The following is an 18,272-nucleotide window of genomic DNA, read 5'->3' as shown; positions in this document are numbered from 1 at the left end:
AGACCCATGTCCTTTTACTGGCTTAACGTTCTGGGTGGTCTTGCGTACGGGGCGCTCCTTTTCATGATTGCGAGCGGGTTTACACTGATTTTTGGGCTCATGCGCGTCGTCAACGTGGCCCATACAGCCTTGTACCTGCTGGGCGTTTACCTTGGCCTTACGATGCTGCTAAACAAGGTCAACTTCTGGTTGGCTGCCCTGGTGTCAGGCATTGCGATCATGATCGTCGGGCTCGTCATCTACCGGGGCTTTCTCCATCGGTACCGAACTCAGGAGCTCACCACCGTGCTTCTTAGCCTCGGTTTCTCCATCATCCTGGCGGATGTTGTGCTGGCCATTTGGGGAGGTGATCCCCGTTCCGTCCCGCCGCCCCCTGAACTGGCCCACTCGGTCCAGTTGTTCGGTGTGGTATTCCCGGCATACTGGTTGGCCATGATCGGACTGGCCGCGGTCGTGGCGATTCTCCTCGGTCTTCTTGTTCGTTACACCCTGCTTGGCGCGATCATTCGTGCGGGCGTCGACGACCAAGAGATGCTTCGAGCCCTCGGGGTGGATGTCGACAAGACGTTCTATTTGGTCTTTGCGCTGGGAAGTTTTTTGGCGGGGTTAGGTGGTGTGTTGGGGGGGCCCATCACGGCGGCCTATCCGGGGCTGGACGCCGAGCTGCTGCCCCTAGCCTTTGCCGTGGTGATTGTGGGCGGTATGGGTAGCCTTGCTGGGGCGTACCTTGGGAGCATCATTGTGGGTTTGGTTAACGCCTTCGGCAAAGCGCTATTTCCGCAGCTCTCCTACTTCACCATCTTTGTCCCCGTCGCGATCATCATGGCCGTTCGTCCTCGGGGCTTGTTAGGTAGGAGGTAAAGGAGGTGACCGCCATGCGTTGGACGCACCTGCTGGGGTTGATCATCGGTGTCATCCTCCTGGCCGTCCTGCCTTTTGCTGGCCTCCCGCCGTATTTCGTGTCGCTCCTGACCCAAACGTTCATTTTCGGGATCGCCGCGGCCGGTTTGGATTTGTTGGTGGGACGGACGGGCATGGTGTCCTTCAGCCAAGCCGCCTTCTTTGGTCTGGGTGCCTACTCGGTTGGACTGCTGACGACTCGGCTGCACATCGAATCATTCCCTGTGATCTTAATCACCGGGATTGTGGCGGCGGTGGTGGTGGCCGCGTTATTTGCGGCCGTTGCCCTCCGTGGTAGCGGGGTCAGCTACCTTATTATTACGCTGGCCTTGAACCAAGTGGTATGGGGGTTAGCTTTCCAATGGGTGTCGCTCACCGGGGGTGAAAACGGGATTTCAGGATTCATGCGCCCGCGGCTTGGGCCTTTGGATCTCAGTGGGAGCGCCGAGTACTATCTCTTCAGCCTCGTGGTGATGTTGATCTGCCTGTATCTTCTGTGGCTGATCGCTCATTCACCCTTTGGTTTGGTGTTGCAGGGTATTCGGGAGCAACCCCGACGGATGCGTGCCCTCGGCTATAACGTGTGGGGCTATCAATTCACCGCCTCCTTGATTGCCGCAGCCTTTGCTGGAATCGCTGGCGTCCTGTTCGCGTACTACAACCTATTTGTGAGTCCCGCCAACCTGTCGCTTGCCGTTTCAACGCAGATTCTCATCATGGTCATTTTGGGGGGATCGGGCACCATATTGGGACCGGTGGCTGGGGCGGGCATCATTACCTTCCTAAGCAATACGATCAGCGGTTACACCGAGCGCTGGCAGATTATTTTGGGCGCCGTGTACGTGCTGGTTGTCATGTATGCACCCGATGGACTGTCGGGCTTGGTAAGACGGATGCGCGGCTTGGCCCAGCTTTTTTCCGAAAAGAAAGCGAATTCTGAACCCGTAGCCCTTCACGCGAAAGATTGATTTGGGGATCGAGAAGGGGTTGCCGAAAGTGCGGAGGTTTATCAAAAACGTACGGTGGATAGCCGCTCTTTTGGTCATGGCGGTCCTTTTAGCCTCCTGCGGTGGACAACCTGCCCAAGGACCGGGCCAATCGGGTGGAAACCCTGAAAGTCCATCCGGATCTTCGGGAGGCACGGAATCGGGCAGCGCAGCGGGTGAGCCGATCCGAATTGGTCTGCTGGTGCCGTTGACCGGCGTATTTGCTGCACCGGGCCAGTACATGAAAGAGGGATTCGAACTTTGGCTGAAGGAAGTGAACAACCAAGTAGCGGGACGGCCGGTGGAGGTCGTCACCGCGGACACACAAGGTAACCCGGACGTGGCCCTGACCCAGGCCAGGCGGCTGGTGGAACAGGAAAAGGTGCACCTGCTCGTCGGACCCCTCTCCGCGGCAGAGGGCTTGGCACTGGTACCCTATATCGACGGCGTTCGCATTCCGTCCATTTATCCCATCGTCTCTGCGGACGACCTGACCCAGCGGAAGATCCCCAAGTACGTTGTCCGTACCGGCTGGACGAGCAGCCAAACCACCCACGTGCTTGGCGATTATGCCTACAAGAAGCTAGGCTATCGGCGGGTGGCGATCATTGCCTACGACTTTGCTTTCGGTTGGGAGAGCGTCGGCGGGTTTATGCAGACCTTCCAAGAGGCCGGAGGCAAGGTCGTAAAGGTCATTTGGACGCCGCTCAACACGACGGATTTTTCGCCCTATCTATCGCAGATTCCCAAGGACGTCGATGCCGTGTTCGCCAGTTTTTCGGGCTCGGCCGCGATCCAATTCATCCAGCAGTATAAGCGCTTTGGACTCACGGCACCATTGATTGCTCAAGGCAACACCACCGACGAAAGTACCCTCGAACAGACTGGACCGGAAGCAGTTGGCATCGTCACGGCGTTGCACTACAGTGCGGCCTTGGACACACCAGCCAACAAGGCGTTTGTCGAAGCGTACACCAAGGCCTTCGGTCACGTGCCTTCGTACTATTCTGAGGGCACCTACGTTGCTGGCCTGGTGCTGCAACAAGCGTTGGAGCAACTCAGGGGCGATGTAAGCGATCCTGACGCCGTGGTGAAGGCGCTTCGCTCCGTCCAACTTTCAGAAACGCCCCGGGGTCCGTATCGGTTTGATAATTACGGAAACCCCATCCAAAACGTATATATTCGCAAGGTCGAACAGGTGAACGGCAAGTTGCAAAACACGGTCATCGACGTTGTGCAAAACGTCTCCCAGTTCTGGACCTATGATCCGAAGGAGTATCTCCAGCGTCCCGTGTACAATCGCGGTGTACCCGAGTGCAATGCCTGTGGAGGGTAATGGGTGATGGGTGAGGCCACGGTTTTAAGCCTGCATAACGTCAGTAAACGGTTCGGCGAATTGCGAGCCCTGGATGAGGTATCGCTCAACGTCGAATTTGGTGAACGACGCGCCATCATCGGTCCAAATGGCGCGGGCAAGAGCACCCTATTTAATGTCATAGCGGGCGAATTACGCCCCAGTGCTGGAAAGGTGGTGTTTCAGGGCCGAGACATTACGAACTTACCAACTCATCAACGGGCGATCATCGGCATCGGCCGAACGTTTCAGGCTACAACGTTATTCCCGAAGTTAACAGTTATCGAGAACGTCATTTTGGCATTGCAAGCCATGTCTCGTGTCCGCCTTCAGTGCTTACGACATCGTGCGCACTATCGGGAACTCGAAGAGCAAGCCGAGAAGTCTTTAACGGAAATCGGTCTGGTGTCCAAGGCGCATGTGCCGGTGGGACACCTATCGTACGGTGAACAGCGACAAATCGAAGTCCTCCTGTCCATCGTTCACCGACCGAAGCTCTTGTTGTTGGATGAGCCGGCGGCGGGACTTTCACCGGGGGATGTGCCGCTTGTTTTAGATATTTTGCGGCGCGTACCTCGAGAGACCACCATCATCCTGGTGGAGCACGACATGAACGTCGTGTTTGAACTGGTCGACTATATCACCGTGTTACACCATGGGAAAGTCGTGGCGACGGGGACTCCCCAGGAGATACGGGAGAACGACTATGTACAAGAGATTTATTTGGGGGGACGCTATGAGCCTGCTGCGAGTGGAAGATGTCCACACCTATTATGGTGAAAGCCATGTCTTACACGGTGTGAACCTTACCGTTGAGGGGGGCCAGGTTACGGCCATTGTGGGCCGGAACGGCGTGGGCAAGACAACGTTGATTCGCTCGATCATGGGCATGACACCGCCCCGCCGCGGGACGATCCGGCTGGAAGGACGAGAGATTCAGCGGTTACCGCCTCACGAAATTGCCCGCGCGGGTGTGGGGCTTGTCCCGCAAGGCCGGCGCATCTTCCCGTCCTTGACGGTGATGGAACACTTGCGTGTAGCATCTCGTGCCCAACCGGAAGGGTGGACCATTGACGCCATTTTCGAGTTATTTCCGCAGCTGAAGAACCGGGTAAACCACTACGGTTCACAGCTTAGCGGCGGCGAACAGTCCATGTTGTCCATCGCCCGGGCTCTGGTGACGAACCCTCGTATTTTGCTCATGGACGAGCCGACGGAGGGGTTGGCTCCACTAGTCGTCGAGGAGGTAGGGCGCACGGTGGCCCGCCTTGCTGGTTCAGGCCTGACAGTGTTGCTGGTGGAGCAGAACCTTCCCCTGGCACTAAAACTTGCGCATAAGGTCTACGTCATGAGCAAGGGTGTCATCGTCTTTGAGGGCACACCAAGCGACCTGATCGAAAACCACGAGGTTCGGCAGCAGCACTTGGGCGTATAAGGTTGGGTCAAAAAGTGAGCGCGATGGGGGGGACCTTGGCATGCGGTCGCCGCGGGTGTGGCACTGGACAGCAGGATGGGCTGTGCTTCTGTCGATGTTGATGGTGTTGATCTTGAGCGGATGTGGCTCTCAAGGTCAGTCGGGTGGTGGATCGCAGCAGCAGGGTGGTCAACCTTCTTCGCAGGGTGAAATTAAAGTTGCCCTGCTTGCCCCGCAGACAGGAACCGCTGCATCTTCGGGGCGGGACATGATCAACGGCTGGAACCTGTGGTGGGAACAGCACGGCGATACGGTGGCGGGTCGCAAGGTCGTAACGATCGTGTATGATACGGCGTCGGATCCAAATACGGCCGTGAACCAGGCCCGAAAGGCCGTCGAACAGGATCGGGTTCAAATGGTCGTCGGCCCTTACCTGGCGAACGAAGGCCTCGCCGTGGCTCCTTATCTAATCGGGCAGAAGGTGCCGATGTTTTTGCCCACGGTGTCGGCTGACGATCTCACCCAACGGAAGCGCAGTCCATATGTGGTCCGGGTTGCCGGATGGACATCGAGCCAAACGACCCACCCAGCGGGCGAGTGGGCCTACCAACAGGGTTATCGTCGGGTGATGACCATCGGCAACGCGTACGCCTTCGGCTATGAAACCGTTGGCGGGTTCGCCCGCACCTTCACAGAGGCCGGGGGCACCATCGTCAAGCAGCTTTGGGCGCCTCTGGGGACGACCGACTATAGCCCGTACCTCTCCCAGGTGCAGGCGGAAAATCCCGATGCGGTCTTCGTCGAGATGGTCGGTGCTGACGCCGTTCACTTTTTGGAACAGTGGTCTTCCTTGGGGCTGAAAGGCAAGGTGCCCCTCATCGGCAACGAGACCTTAACCGACCAGTCGAACCTGCGCAATGTCCATGGGGATGCGGGATTGGACATCATCACCTTTGGCCATTACGCCGAAGGGCGCGATGATCCCGCGACCAAGGAATTTGTGGAAACGTATGCTAAGCGGTACGGGGTTCTCCCCTCGTATATGGCAGCGGCCTTCTACACCGCTGGCCAATGGCTGACCACTGCCATTGAGCAAGTCCAAGGCAACGTAGAAAATACGGACGAATTTCTGAACTCCGTGCGCAGCGTCAAGTTGGATAACTCACCGCTGGGCCCAATGGAAATGGACGAATACGGCAACCCCATCCAAAACGTGTACATCCGTAAGACTGTCTATGTGCCCCAGGAACTTCAGCAATACGGACGGATTTGGAACGTCGTCCTGCAAACGTACCCGCGGGTCTCGCAGTTCTGGAAATACAACCCGGATGACTTCCTGAAGCAGCCGGTTTACTCCGAGAGCTATCAGGGATACGGGAAGTAACGGCCGCGCCGGCACTGCAAGGTTCGCGATAGAGTGGGGCCCGTCGAACACGGCGATCCACGCTGGGTCGAACTCGCTCCTTCACCGTCCCGGCTTTGGCCCTCTGTGGCGTGAATACAAGCCGCGGGGCAAGGTTAGGCGCCAGGGCAAGAGAGGCGGAGACGGCATCGAGCAGATCGAGCGGGTCACCGATTCGGCGGGCCCTTGTTTACTTCGAAGCGCTGGGATGAAACCGCGGTTGGACCCCGTGGGTGACGCGGCCGGGTACGTCCCCGGCAACTGGGTTCTCGGGAGGAAGGCTCATGACCTCTGTGTTTCGGGTGGCGGCCCTGCAGACGCCCGCCTTCTCCCTAGAGCAGGCGCAGGATGCGGCTCGCTACCTCCTTGACGTGATCGATCGCGCGGCGACGACGGAGCCCCGGCCCGACCTCTTGGTGCTACCCGAGTGCGCTTATCCGGCCTACTACTTGGCACCCTGCCAGGACGTGGGGTTGGAATCTTACCTACGCGAAGCCGGGGCCCCCACGGTGGCCGAGTTTTTGGCTGCAGTATCCGACCGGGCACGCCAACACCATGTAGCGATTGCCTGTGGCGTTGCCTTGCCAGGCAGCGCTGGCGAGCTGACCAACGGCGTGGTGTTGTTCGACCGTGACGGTCGGCGCCTGGTGACTGCAGCGAAGATGTTTTTGTGGCACTTTGACGGCCGTTGGTTCCAATGTGGCGCGCAGCCTGCCCTTGCCGAGCTCGACGGCATCAAAGTGGGGTTGTTCGTTTGCTGCGATGGTCGTGCCCCGGAGATCCCGCGCTCCTTGGCCGTGGCGGGGGCCGAGCTCCTTGTTGACAGCACCAATTGGGTCACCAGTGGACGGTCTGTTGCCCATCTACCGAACGCCCAGCCGGATTTCATGATGAAAATCCGGGCTTTAGAAAACCGAGCTTGGTTGGTGGCCGCCAACAAGGTGGGCATGGAAGCGGACTGCATCGTCTACTGTGGCAAGAGTAGCATCTTCGACCCCGACGGCCAGGTGGTGGTCATGGCCAGCACCCACCAACCCGAGGTCGTAACGGCAGCCATCCCCATCGAAGGCGATCACCTGCAAGGGACGGGGCCAGGACGGCCGGTGGCAGACCGGTTGGATCCGGTGGCGGTTCGCCGGTCCGGTGCTTACCTACAATTAAGCAGCGCGGCGACCGGTTCTGATCCCGCGCCTGAGCAAGCCCCCTTTGTGGCCGTGCTGCAATTGCCGCCGGAAGAACCCTGGTCCCGCATCGGGCGTCTCGTGGCGGACATGGTGGTTCAGGGGGCAGCGGTCCTCCTCTTTTCACCCGGCCTTGTCGCAGGACAACCCAGCGGCGAATTGCTGCAGTTGTCCCGATCGTTCCCGGTGCTTTTCGTGGTCACCGGCGACGAAACCACGGCCGAGGGCCGTTACCGTACGGCATGGCTGCTCCATGAGGGACGGGTGCTTGGGGTAAGCCGTAAAGGTCACCTTGAATCCGAGGAACAGCGGGCCGGCTATCGCATGGGACCCGCCGAGCCTGCCGTCTTTCCCACGCCCTGGGGCAACTTGGCCATCATTCAGGGCGCAGAGATGCTTGTTCCTGAGGTCGCGCGCAGTGCGAGCCTACAAGGCGCCGACCTACTGTTATGGCCCCATGACCTCACGTCCTCATGGGTTGAAGATCTGGCCAGAACGCGTGCCGCGGAAAACCGGGTGTATGTTGCCGCGGCAGCCCCGGCGATCCCGGGAGGAGAGTCCATGATTGTTGACCCGGCGGGCACTGTGCTCGGACGAACGTTCCCAGGCCGGCGTCAAGGGGTCGGTGCGTATTGTCTGCTCCCGGTGGCGCGGCATAAATGGATCGTTCCCGGTACCCACGCCCTGGCGCAGGACATACGGGAGGCCTGGGCTCACAACCTGAACCTGTAATTCCTAAAAGTTTGTGCGCCTACGGAGGGTTGCGCCATGGCCCAGTCGGTCATCTTTAAGAACATGCACGTCGAATGGGATGTGCCTATTCCCATGGACGATGGGGTGGTGCTACGGGCCGATGTGTTCCGCCCGAGCGCTGACGGTAGGTATCCTGTATTGCTGTCGTACGGACCTTATGCCAAGGCCCTGCCCTTTCAAGTGGGCTACCGCGACCAGTGGGAGGCCTTGATTCGGGATTTCCCCGAGGTGGCCTCAGGCTCATCATGCAAGTATGCCAACTGGGAGGTCGTTGATCCGGAAAAATGGGTGCCGCAAGGATATGTCTGTGTGCGGGTTGACTCCAGGGGAACCGGTCGATCCCCGGGTGTCCTCGACATTTTTTCGCCCCGGGAAACCAAGGACTATTACAACTGCATTGAATGGGCAGGGACGCAGCCGTGGAGCAACGGCAAGGTGGGTCTCATTGGAATTTCATATCTGGCGATCAATCAATGGCTGGTAGCCGGCTTACAACCTCCCCACCTGGTTGCGATGTGTCCGTGGGAAGGGGCTGCCGACTATTACCGCGATTGGCATCGCCATGGCGGTATCCTGAGCTCCTTTACGTCCACATGGTTTAAAAATCAGGTGATCCCTGTTCAATACGGGGTCGGTCGGAAGGGCTATCGCAATCCATATAATGGGCTGCTGGTAGCCGGCGACGAGACGTTGTCTGACGACGAACTGGCTCGCAATCGCATGGATCCGTACCTCGAAGCTCTAGCCCGGGAATTGGACGGGCCTTGGTACAGGGAACGCTCCGCCGATTGGTCCAAGGTGGTCGTGCCCTTCCTTTCGTGTGGCAACTGGGGCGGCCATGGTCTGCACTTACGGGGCAATGTGGAGGCCTTCCTCCGGGCGGCATCCAAGAAAAAGTGGTTGGAGATCCATGGTTTAGAGCACTGGACCCACTTTTATACCGACTATGGTTTGAATCTCCAGCGTAGGTTCTTTGATTACTTCCTGAAGGGAATTGACAACGGCTGGGATCGGGAGCCCCCAGTTTGGCTTAACGTCCGGTATCCTGGTGAGGAGTATGTTCTTCGTAAGGAGTGGGAATGGCCTCTGGCCCGAACCCAGTGGACGAAATGGTACCTTGACCCGGCCAACAGTTCGTTATCGGGGCAGATTCCGCACAAGGAGAGCCACGCGACGTATCATGCCATGGGTCAAGGCATCACTTTCTGGACGCCTCCCTTTGAGAAGGAAACGGAGATCACAGGCCCGGTTGCGGCCAAGGTCTTCATCTCGTCGTCGACCACGGATGCTGACCTTTTCCTGGTTCTTCGCCTGTTTGACCCCGAGGGCCGAGAGGTCACCTTCCGAGGGGCCGTCGAGCCCGCTGCACCCGTCGCTCAGGGGTGGTTGCGGGCGTCGCACAGGAAATTGGATCCTGATCTGAGCCGGGAGTGGCGTCCATACCATTCCCACGACGAGTACCAGCCCCTGACGCCTGGCGAGATTTACGAACTGGATATTGAAATTTGGCCGACCTCCATCGTCGTGCCACCTGGTTACCGGTTGGCCCTTACCATCCAAGGCCGAGACTTTGAACGAGAAGGAGAAACCGGCCAGCTGGAAACCCTTGGCCGCTTCCGTGGATCCGGTCCCTTTGTGCATAAGGATCCGTGGGATCGCCGCTTGGAGATCTTTGGTGGCCAGGTAACGGTCTACGGTGGTGCTTCGCGGCCGTCGTACCTTTTGTTGCCTGTAATTCCCAATTAGGGCGTCGGCCACTGACTCGAGTTTGACAGTTTTGGGGTGTTTCCGGTGCCACGCCGCCCAAGGAAGTCCCGTGTCGCAAGGGTTTCCTGCGGGCGGCCCTTCTTTTGCGCCCAAAAGTGTAGTGCCACGTTGATTCGTGAAACGCTTGAAATATAGGCAACAATGTCGTATCATGACGGTGCCATGTTTGTTCGGCGGAAAACCTTCAAGAACAAGGACGGCTCCACCCGCACCTACCTCCAGCTCGTGGAGAACGTGCGGCAGGACGGTCGCGTCCGCCAGCGGGTCGTGGCGACCCTGGGTCGGCTGGAGGACCTCCAGGACGGCCGCCTCGATGCCCTCATCGAGAATCTGGCCCGCTTCTCTCAGAGCACCTGGCGCCGGCTCGAAGAACAGGCAGAGCGCCTGAACGTCCGCTGGTCCAAGCAGTGGGGACCGGCGCTGATCTTCGAAAGGCTGTGGCGAGAGGCCGAACTGGACAAGGCCTTCGAGGCCCTGCTGGAGGATCGTCAGCTCGCCTTCGACGTGGCCGAGGCCGTCTTCACCATGGTGCTCAACCGTCTCACCGACCCCTGCTCCAAGCGTGGTCTGGTGCGCCAGTGGCTTCAGGGCGTCTACCGGCCCCAAGCCGAGCAGTTGGAACTGCACCACTACTACCGCGCCCTGGATGTGTTGGCCGAGCATAAGGAGGCCATCGAGGATCGCCTCTTCGCCCGGGCCCGCGACCTGTTCTGGACCGAGGTCGACGTAGTCATGTGGGATTGTACATCCAGCTACTTCGAAGGCCGGGGGCCCGAGGGCTTGGCCGCCTACGGCTATTCCCGGGACAAGCGCCCGGACCGGCCCCAGCTGGTGGTGGGCGTGCTCATGACCCGGGACGGTTACCCCATCGCCCACGAGGTCTTCCCGGGCAACACCGCCGACAAGGCCACGGTGGAGACCGTCCTGGACGCCCTCAAGAGGCGTTTCCACCTGCGCCGGGTGATCTTCGTCGCCGACCGGGGCATGGTCAGCCGCCGGATCCTGCAGGCCATCGAGGAGGCCGGGATGGAGTACATCGTCGGCATGCCCCTGCGCCGGCACCGGGCGGCCGAGGCGGTCTTGAGCCAGCCGGGACGATATCGCAAGGTGAACGACCAGCTCCAGATCAAGCAGGTGACCCACCAAGGCCAGCGCTATGTGCTCTGCTACAACCCCCTCCAGGCCGAGCACGACCGCCAGGCTCGGGAGGCGGTCCTCGCGCACCTGAAGCAGCGGATCGAACGCGGCCAAGCCAAGGATCTCCTGCGGAACCGTCTCCTGGCCCGTTACCTCAAGGCCCTGCCCCAGGGCGCGCTGGTGGTCGACACCGATGCCGTGAAGCGGGCGGCCCGCTACGACGGCAAGTACCTGCTGCGGACCAACACCGACCTCGACCCGGAGGCCGTGGTGCGGGCGTACAAGGATCTCTGGCGGGTCGAACGCGCCTTCCGGACCCTCAAGTCTGCCCTGGACTTGCGGCCCATGTTCCACTGGACGGAGCGGCGGGTGCGGGGGCACGTCATGGTCTGCTTCCTGGCGCTGGTCCTGGAGAGCCTCTTGTTGCGCAAGCTCCGCCAGCAAAACCCCGATGTCAGCTACGAGGACGTGCTCCACGATCTCTCCCAGCTGCACGCCGTGGCCGTGGAGCTGGACGGCGAGGCCTACCTGACCCGCACCGAGCTGGTCGGGCAGGCCTACGAGGCCTTCAAGGCCGTGGGCCTGCGGCCCCCGGCCCGCGTACAACCGCTGCCACGTCCTGAGACGACCCCCGCCGGGTAGTGTAGTGGTACGCGGCCCCCATGTGCCCAAGAAAGCCTTGTGTTTCAAGGGTTTTCAAGGATCACGGTGTCAAAGTCGAGCCAAGGAGGGCTCTGAAAAACTCCTTTGCTTTTTCGGCAAGGACTGGCAGGACGCAAAGCGAAAAACCCCTATGGAGACGATACCGAAACCGGGGCCGGTGCACCATGTTGGGACGGTTGGATCAGCAGCGGAACTTCTTCGATGAGATCCTCTTCAACCACATGCTGCCGGCGGACCATCCCCTCCTGGACATCGACCGGGCTGTCGATTTCTCGTTCGTGGAGGAAGAGACGGCCGATCTGTACAGCGCCGATCAAGGCCGGCCTTCGTATCCGCCGGAGCAGCTGGTGCGCATCCTCTTCCTGGCGGTGTGGGCCAACCTGTCGGACGTGCAGGTCTGCCAGCAGCTGCGCTACAACGTCCTCTATCGCTACTTCTGCCGCCTTGGCTGGGAGGACGCGATTCCCGACGACACGACGCTGGTGCGGTTTCGGCAGCGGTTGGGGGAGGAGCGGTGGCAGCGGCTGCTGCAGCGGCTAGTGGAGCAGGCGCGGGCGAAGGGATGCCTGAAAGGCCGCTGGTTGGTGATGGACTCCAGCCCGGTGGTGGCCCATGCGGCCGCCCGCACGCGGGTGCAGCTTTTGCGGGAGGGGCGGCAGCGGCTGGTCCAGGCCGTCCGGCAGGCGGCGCCGCCGGTGGCGAAGGAACTGGAGGCGCTGGCCGAGCCGGTGCCGGACGCGACCTATGAAGATCAGGATCAGCTGCTGCAAGCGGAACAGGAACGGACGGAAGCCTTGCTGGCGGCGATCACGTCGCGGCAAGCCGCGAAGGCACCGGCGGTGCGACGCGTACGGAAGCAAGTGGAGCGGGTGCTGAAGGACGAACGGGTGGCGAGCTACGCGGACCCGGAGGCGCGTTGGGGACACCAGCGCCGGGAGAAGCCTTTTTTCGGCTACAAGATGCATCTGGCGACGGATGAGACCGGCTTTGTGCTGGCGGCGACGGTGACGGCGGGGAACGCGAGCGACCTCGAAGGGGCGCCGGCGCTGGTGGAACAAGCGCGCGTCCAGGGGCTCCGGCCACGGCGGCTGGTGGCGGACAAGGCGTATGACGCCACGAGGTTGAGGGAGGATCTCGTTCGGCAAGGCATCCGTCCGTACATCCCCCAGCGGACGCAAAGGCAAAGGCTGCCCAAGCAAGGGTTCACGTACGACAAGCGCCGCCGGCAGTGGATCTGTCCCGAGGGCCACCGCTCCATCGGCCAGAGCCCGCACCAGCGCGGGGGGTGGCTGGTGTACTTTTCCGAGCGAGCCTGCCGCGGCTGCCCCCGGGCGGGGCGTTGCCTGAGCCGGAGCCAGACGCGGAAGGTGCTGTACTGGCATCCGGGTACGGAAGCGAACCGGCCGCGGGGGCTGAAACGGGCCTTGCGGGTGCGAACGGTCATTGAGCGCACCTTTGGGGAGGCCAAGCAGTGGCACGGCCTCGGGCGAAGCCGTTACCGGGGACGGGAACGGACGGCGATTCAGGTGCTGCTCACCTGCCTGGTGCTCAACGCCAAGAAGATGGCTCGGCGATTGCAAGACGCACGTGGTAGTGGACATGGGAAGAGGCGGGCCATGGAGTGGGCGGCCGCTTGAACGGGTCCGTAGCAAGCCGGGCCACCTTGCAGCGCCGATCACCCGTAGTGCCACGTATCCCATCCAATCGTTGGCAACCCCCTTCGGCCCCATGGGTTGAGCTTTCCGCCGGTTTTTCAGAACTCTCGCCAAGAGGGCTCTGAAAAACTCCTTTGCTTTTTCGGCAAGGACTGGCAGGACGCAAAGCGAAAAACCCCTATGGAGACGATACCGAAACCGGGGCCGGTGCACCATGTTGGGACGGTTGGATCAGCAGCGGAACTTCTTCGATGAGATCCTCTTCAACCACATGCTGCCGGCGGACCATCCCCTCCTGGACATCGACCGGGCTGTCGATTTCTCGTTCGTGGAGGAAGAGACGGCCGATCTGTACAGCGCCGATCAAGGCCGGCCTTCGTATCCGCCGGAGCAGCTGGTGCGCATCCTCTTCCTGGCGGTGTGGGCCAACCTGTCGGACGTGCAGGTCTGCCAGCAGCTGCGCTACAACGTCCTCTATCGCTACTTCTGCCGCCTTGGCTGGGAGGACGCGATTCCCGACGACACGACGCTGGTGCGGTTTCGGCAGCGGTTGGGGGAGGAGCGGTGGCAGCGGCTGCTGCAGCGGCTAGTGGAGCAGGCGCGGGCGAAGGGATGCCTGAAAGGCCGCTGGTTGGTGATGGACTCCAGCCCGGTGGTGGCCCATGCGGCCGCCCGCACGCGGGTGCAGCTTTTGCGGGAGGGGCGGCAGCGGCTGGTCCAGGCCGTCCGGCAGGCGGCGCCGCCGGTGGCGAAGGAACTGGAGGCGCTGGCCGAGCCGGTGCCGGACGCGACCTATGAAGATCAGGATCAGCTGCTGCAAGCGGAACAGGAACGGACGGAAGCCTTGCTGGCGGCGATCACGTCGCGGCAAGCCGCGAAGGCACCGGCGGTGCGACGCGTACGGAAGCAAGTGGAGCGGGTGCTGAAGGACGAACGGGTGGCGAGCTACGCGGACCCGGAGGCGCGTTGGGGACACCAGCGCCGGGAGAAGCCTTTTTTCGGCTACAAGATGCATCTGGCGACGGATGAGACCGGCTTTGTGCTGGCGGCGACGGTGACGGCGGGGAACGCGAGCGACCTCGAAGGGGCGCCGGCGCTGGTGGAACAAGCGCGCGTCCAGGGGCTCCGGCCACGGCGGCTGGTGGCGGACAAGGCGTATGACGCCACGAGGTTGAGGGAGGATCTCGTTCGGCAAGGCATCCGTCCGTACATCCCCCAGCGGACGCAAAGGCAAAGGCTGCCCAAGCAAGGGTTCACGTACGACAAGCGCCGCCGGCAGTGGATCTGTCCCGAGGGCCACCGCTCCATCGGCCAGAGCCCGCACCAGCGCGGGGGGTGGCTGGTGTACTTTTCCGAGCGAGCCTGCCGCGGCTGCCCCCGGGCGGGGCGTTGCCTGAGCCGGAGCCAGACGCGGAAGGTGCTGTACTGGCATCCGGGTACGGAAGCGAACCGGCCGCGGGGGCTGAAACGGGCCTTGCGGGTGCGAACGGTCATTGAGCGCACCTTTGGGGAGGCCAAGCAGTGGCACGGCCTCGGGCGAAGCCGTTACCGGGGACGGGAACGGACGGCGATTCAGGTGCTGCTCACCTGCCTGGTGCTCAACGCCAAGAAGATGGCTCGGCGATTGCAAGACGCACGTGGTAGTGGACATGGGAAGAGGCGGGCCATGGAGTGGGCGGCCGCTTGAACGGGTCCGTAGCAAGCCGGGCCACCTTGCAGCGCCGATCACCCGTAGTGCCACGTATCCCATCCAATCGTTGGCAACCCCCTTCGGCCCCATGGGTTGAGCTTTCCGCCGGTTTTTCAGAACTCTCGACTGAACCGGTCTCATAGCAGCCGTGGTGGGTCGGTGGTTTTGGCCCAATGCCACTTTCGTGCGCTCCAAAAGGGGCGCCCCCTGCAGAAAACGTCGCTGCAGGGGGCGCCCCTTTTGGGGATCAAGTTAACGAGGCGATCCTTGACCGTTTACAAGATTTTTGCAACTTATTGCAGTTACGGGCCCACCCTTTGCCATAACCTCATGTTCAACATCTGGGGGTACGTGGATAATGTCCCCGGGTTCGGCAACAAACTCTTCCTCTCCGACCCGTGCCCAGAGCTGTCCTTCGACAACATAAATCAACTGCTCATGAGGATGGCGATGAGGCCTTGCTCCCTTCCCAGACTGATAGTGAACCTGGGCGAACTCAAGATGCTGGCCAAGGACGACGGGGCCTTGGGCGGTAGAATACGCCGATCCGATGTTTCCCACTGGCAATTGCGAAAGGCGATACACCGGCATAAAGGACACTCCTTTCACAGGATCAGGTCGTCAAAGGATCTAAATGCGGTGACCTTGACCTCCAATCACATTCTTGCAGCTCAGTACGATTACCTCTTCATCCAGGGCTGTCACCCTGTGGGGAACGCCTGGGGGCATATGGCACAGATCTCCGGGCAGCAATTCGTGGGTTGTACCTTCAATCTGCACGAGAAGCCTGCCCTGCAAGACATACATCATTTGCTCCTGAGGGTGACTATGCTCCACGGCACCCTCACCAGGTCCGTAACGCAAAACCCCCATCTCCACATGCTCACCTGTGACCAGCGAACCAAACGCCCGGGAGTACTTTGGCGTAACATATTCCGCGGGGACCGTACCCTTGCGGAAGAGGGGCATGGGCGTTACCCTCCTTACATCGTACGTGTCCTGGTGCCAAAAGCATGTTCGAACCGGGATGATTCTGCTCATCCCTGAATTCGACGCGGGGCATCATCGACGCAACAAACCATAGGCGGTGAAGGGCCACCCCGATTCCGATGGGGACAGCGGCCGTGCCCCTTCCCACGTTTCCCTTCCAAGCCATTAAACACCCCCCGTACGCGCATCCTACCGACAAGGCCATCTGCCATTGCTGGATGACGAAACTATTCACGGGTTCGTTGACACGACGAAATAGAAATGGCCGTCACCTTTGCGCTGGGCATAATGGTTACTGGCACGTTAGCGAAAACATGCACCACCTGATTGCAGTATTTAACAAATCTCCCCTACTATTTAAGCCGGGAACCCCCTTCGTTCGGCTACGCCGGGTAAAGGGTGATCCCTCAAGGAAAAGCAAGGTAATGCCTCAAGGAGAAGCAAATTGCAGTACGAAGCGTCTTGCCGCCAAGGACGACAGGAGATTAACCCGTCAGACTATAGCCCTTTTGACCACCACCAGCCCCATTCTTTTGTATAAAGATACAATATGTGACCAGATTTTCGTGAAAATCTATTAAAGAAACACCCTTTATGATCGCTAGCCTTGTCGGTACAATGCCAACGTAAGAGCTCGTATCGTTCGAATCATTGGGACCGCGATCGATCGTCGTTCGTACGAGACGTGGGGATGCGGGGGTGTCGGTATGCGCTCATCGGCACCGGTGCCCATTGGGCGCCAGCGTCATGGCGTTCCTAGAAGCAGACTTCCTCACGAATGGCCAGGGCTCAAATTATTACAATCCTTGTGGTATAACGTCGGGCCATTCCTGGCAGTGCTAGCTTTTTGGATGGCGGTCATCTGGTGGACGTCTCCGGATCCGTTAATTCTAGCATCCCCAAAGCAAGTATGGTCCGAGCTGAATCGGATCGCGGTCAATGGAGTCCTAACGACCTATATTAGTCGGTCAATGATGCGGCTTTTGGTGACGGGGATCATCGTCATCCCCATTGGGGTCTTTGTGGGGCTGGCGATAGGGCTGTGGGATAAGATTTCGGGCGCTCTGCTTGACGTGTTTCGCTTCTTTACCTCCATTCCTGCCCTCGCCTGGCTACCCCTCTTCCTGGTTTGGTTTGGATTTAACGAAGCCACCGTCATCATGACTGTGGCGTATTATTTCTTCTTTACCGTGCTTTTTAACACCCTGTCTGGTATTCGAACTGTGCCCAGGGTCCTGCAGTATGCTGTGTTAACCATGGGCGGTAATCGGTGGCAGGTCATACGCCACGTACTCATCCCGGGGGCCATGCCAAGTATCATCGCTGGCATCAGGCTTGGATTTGCATATGGCTGGCGTGGTTTGATTGGCGCTGAAATGCTCGTGGCCCAAGGTGGCCTGGGACACTTGATCTTTCGAGCCCAAAGTGTGGGATTGACGGACAGAATCATTGCCGGGATGGTTGTCATCGGCTTGCTTGCGGCTCTGATCGACTACCTCATCATGCAACCTATCGAAGAGGCGACCATTCGTCGGTGGGGTCTTATTCAGCGCTAACCGTCTGCCACCCGCCTACGATTGGGAAAGGGGCCGAAAGCATGTTTTACCGAAAGAATGTCCAATTGGGCGTCATAATCGTCACCATCATTGGATTGTGGGCCGTGGGCTCAGGCCTAGGCATTATTCCGCGAGGCTTTTTCCCCAGCCCAGGGGAAGTTGTTAAAGCCCTTGTTCAAATGATTATCACAGGCACGCTGTGGAACGAGTTGGGGAAAAGCCTTGTGCGCATGGTTCAATATTATGTTGTTGCCAGTATACTGGGGCTATCCACCGGTCTCCTCCTCGGGATGTGGTCGGCCGCGGCTAGGTTTGCGCGTCCCCTTCTCAACTTTGCCAACTCCCTCTCCGGAATCGCATGGCTTCCGCTGGCCATGATGTGGTTTGGAATTGGCGAACCCACCATAGGCTTCGTCACAGCGAACGGGGTCTTTTTTGTAGTGGCTGTCAACACAATTGCCGGGGTACAGGCCGTACCGCGCGCGTATGAATACGGATTACGCGTCCTTGGCGCAGGCCGCATTCGAATCATTTTGCAGGTCCTCATTCCGGGTGCGATTCCCAGCGTGCTGAATGGGCTGCGGTTAGGCCTTGGTTTTGGCTGGCGTGCGTTAATTGCAGCGGAGATGGCTGCGGCACCCTCGGGCATCGGCTATTTAATTTATCAAAGCAGCTATAACTTCCGAAACGACGTGATGGTCGCCAGCATTTTGCTGCTGGGTATTGTCGCCTTAGCTCTCGATCGGGTCATTTTCACATTTGCTGAACGGAGAACGATGGAACGGTGGGGCATGGCGTAACCAGGCATGATGTAACAAGACGAG

Annotated in this window: 15 protein-coding genes; 13 read left to right on the top strand and 2 right to left on the bottom strand. The window is 60.0% G+C overall.

Annotated features, from left to right (window positions below; genetic code table 11):
* The first annotated feature begins 6 nt into the window (after positions 1 to 6).
* From Q5761_RS09175 to Q5761_RS09125, 11 genes are all read left to right on the top strand, one after another.
* The gene (locus Q5761_RS09175; protein WP_318750358.1) at positions 7 to 861 is read left to right on the top strand and encodes a branched-chain amino acid ABC transporter permease; all 855 of its coding nucleotides are present in this window, start codon (positions 7 to 9) and stop codon (positions 859 to 861) included.
* Positions 862 to 875: 14 nt separating this feature from the next.
* The gene (locus Q5761_RS09170; protein ID WP_318751641.1) at positions 876 to 1,868 is read left to right on the top strand and encodes a branched-chain amino acid ABC transporter permease; all 993 of its coding nucleotides are present in this window, start codon (positions 876 to 878) and stop codon (positions 1,866 to 1,868) included.
* 76 nt (positions 1,869 to 1,944) lie between these two features.
* Entirely contained in the window at positions 1,945 to 3,222 is a 1,278-nt protein-coding gene (locus Q5761_RS09165) for an ABC transporter substrate-binding protein (protein WP_318751640.1), read from the top strand.
* Between the two features lie 6 nt (positions 3,223 to 3,228).
* Positions 3,229 to 4,020 (top strand): ABC transporter ATP-binding protein, encoded by a 792-nt coding sequence (locus Q5761_RS09160; RefSeq protein ID WP_318751639.1) that lies wholly within the window; start codon positions 3,229 to 3,231, stop codon positions 4,018 to 4,020.
* Positions 3,977 to 4,675 (top strand): ABC transporter ATP-binding protein, encoded by a 699-nt coding sequence (locus tag Q5761_RS09155; RefSeq protein ID WP_318750357.1) that lies wholly within the window; start codon positions 3,977 to 3,979, stop codon positions 4,673 to 4,675. The genes Q5761_RS09160 and Q5761_RS09155 overlap by 44 nt, the downstream gene beginning before the upstream one ends.
* A gap of 82 nt (positions 4,676 to 4,757) precedes the next feature.
* Positions 4,758 to 6,038 (top strand): ABC transporter substrate-binding protein, encoded by a 1,281-nt coding sequence (locus Q5761_RS09150; RefSeq protein WP_318750356.1) that lies wholly within the window; start codon positions 4,758 to 4,760, stop codon positions 6,036 to 6,038.
* A 302-nt stretch (positions 6,039 to 6,340) separates the two neighbouring features.
* A complete protein-coding gene (locus tag Q5761_RS09145; protein ID WP_318750355.1) occupies positions 6,341 to 7,969 on the top strand; it encodes a carbon-nitrogen hydrolase family protein in 1,629 nt (542 codons plus the stop codon).
* Between the two features lie 36 nt (positions 7,970 to 8,005).
* Positions 8,006 to 9,736: a CocE/NonD family hydrolase gene (locus Q5761_RS09140; RefSeq protein WP_318750354.1), complete on the top strand. Its 1,731-nt coding sequence runs from the start codon at positions 8,006 to 8,008 to the stop codon at positions 9,734 to 9,736.
* Positions 9,737 to 9,919: 183 nt separating this feature from the next.
* Positions 9,920 to 11,536 (top strand): IS1634 family transposase, encoded by a 1,617-nt coding sequence (locus tag Q5761_RS09135; protein WP_318750353.1) that lies wholly within the window; start codon positions 9,920 to 9,922, stop codon positions 11,534 to 11,536.
* 185 nt (positions 11,537 to 11,721) lie between these two features.
* Entirely contained in the window at positions 11,722 to 13,194 is a 1,473-nt protein-coding gene (locus Q5761_RS09130; RefSeq protein WP_318750326.1) for an IS1182 family transposase, read from the top strand.
* Positions 13,195 to 13,426: 232 nt separating this feature from the next.
* Positions 13,427 to 14,899: an IS1182 family transposase gene (locus Q5761_RS09125; RefSeq protein WP_318750326.1), complete on the top strand. Its 1,473-nt coding sequence runs from the start codon at positions 13,427 to 13,429 to the stop codon at positions 14,897 to 14,899.
* Positions 14,900 to 15,154: 255 nt separating this feature from the next.
* Here Q5761_RS09125 and Q5761_RS12430 read toward each other — a convergent pair whose 3' ends face one another.
* Both Q5761_RS12430 and Q5761_RS12425 read right to left on the bottom strand, forming a co-directional pair.
* Complete coding sequence (locus Q5761_RS12430; protein ID WP_413084501.1) at positions 15,155 to 15,493, bottom strand: cupin domain-containing protein; 339 nt, start codon at positions 15,491 to 15,493, stop codon at positions 15,155 to 15,157.
* Between the two features lie 39 nt (positions 15,494 to 15,532).
* Complete coding sequence (locus Q5761_RS12425; protein ID WP_413084596.1) at positions 15,533 to 15,775, bottom strand: cupin domain-containing protein; 243 nt, start codon at positions 15,773 to 15,775, stop codon at positions 15,533 to 15,535.
* 1,103 nt (positions 15,776 to 16,878) lie between these two features.
* Between Q5761_RS12425 and Q5761_RS09120 the strand changes: the two genes are divergently transcribed.
* Together Q5761_RS09120 and Q5761_RS09115 are read left to right on the top strand one after the other, a co-directional pair.
* Complete coding sequence (locus Q5761_RS09120; protein WP_318750352.1) at positions 16,879 to 17,448, top strand: ABC transporter permease; 570 nt, start codon at positions 16,879 to 16,881, stop codon at positions 17,446 to 17,448.
* 41 nt (positions 17,449 to 17,489) lie between these two features.
* Positions 17,490 to 18,248 carry an ABC transporter permease gene (locus Q5761_RS09115; protein WP_318750351.1) on the top strand — a complete coding sequence of 253 codons (759 nt, stop codon included), beginning with the start codon at positions 17,490 to 17,492 and terminating at the stop codon, positions 18,246 to 18,248.
* The last annotated feature ends 24 nt before the right edge of the window (positions 18,249 to 18,272 follow it).

The sequence above is a fragment of the Thermaerobacter composti genome, assembly GCF_033582035.1.
Taxonomy (GTDB): Bacteria; Bacillota; Sulfobacillia; order Thermaerobacterales; family Thermaerobacteraceae; genus Thermaerobacter; species Thermaerobacter composti.
Note: the sequence above shows the minus strand (reverse complement) of the source record. Positions and strands in the feature narration are given on the sequence as shown.

Coding starts and splice junctions, on each gene's coding strand:
- Q5761_RS09125 (WP_318750326.1), top strand. CDS start 13,427: ATGTTGGGACGGTTGGATCAGCAGCGGAACTTCTTCGATGAGATCCTC.
- Q5761_RS09115 (WP_318750351.1), top strand. CDS start 17,490: ATGTTTTACCGAAAGAATGTCCAATTGGGCGTCATAATCGTCACCATC.
- Q5761_RS09175 (WP_318750358.1), top strand. CDS start 7: ATGTCCTTTTACTGGCTTAACGTTCTGGGTGGTCTTGCGTACGGGGCG.
- Q5761_RS09130 (WP_318750326.1), top strand. CDS start 11,722: ATGTTGGGACGGTTGGATCAGCAGCGGAACTTCTTCGATGAGATCCTC.
- Q5761_RS09145 (WP_318750355.1), top strand. CDS start 6,341: ATGACCTCTGTGTTTCGGGTGGCGGCCCTGCAGACGCCCGCCTTCTCC.
- Q5761_RS12425 (WP_413084596.1), bottom strand. CDS start 15,775: ATGGGGGTTTTGCGTTACGGACCTGGTGAGGGTGCCGTGGAGCATAGT.
- Q5761_RS09140 (WP_318750354.1), top strand. CDS start 8,006: ATGGCCCAGTCGGTCATCTTTAAGAACATGCACGTCGAATGGGATGTG.
- Q5761_RS12430 (WP_413084501.1), bottom strand. CDS start 15,493: ATGCCGGTGTATCGCCTTTCGCAATTGCCAGTGGGAAACATCGGATCG.
- Q5761_RS09155 (WP_318750357.1), top strand. CDS start 3,977: ATGAGCCTGCTGCGAGTGGAAGATGTCCACACCTATTATGGTGAAAGC.
- Q5761_RS09170 (WP_318751641.1), top strand. CDS start 876: ATGCGTTGGACGCACCTGCTGGGGTTGATCATCGGTGTCATCCTCCTG.
- Q5761_RS09135 (WP_318750353.1), top strand. CDS start 9,920: ATGTTTGTTCGGCGGAAAACCTTCAAGAACAAGGACGGCTCCACCCGC.
- Q5761_RS09160 (WP_318751639.1), top strand. CDS start 3,229: ATGGGTGAGGCCACGGTTTTAAGCCTGCATAACGTCAGTAAACGGTTC.
- Q5761_RS09165 (WP_318751640.1), top strand. CDS start 1,945: ATGGCGGTCCTTTTAGCCTCCTGCGGTGGACAACCTGCCCAAGGACCG.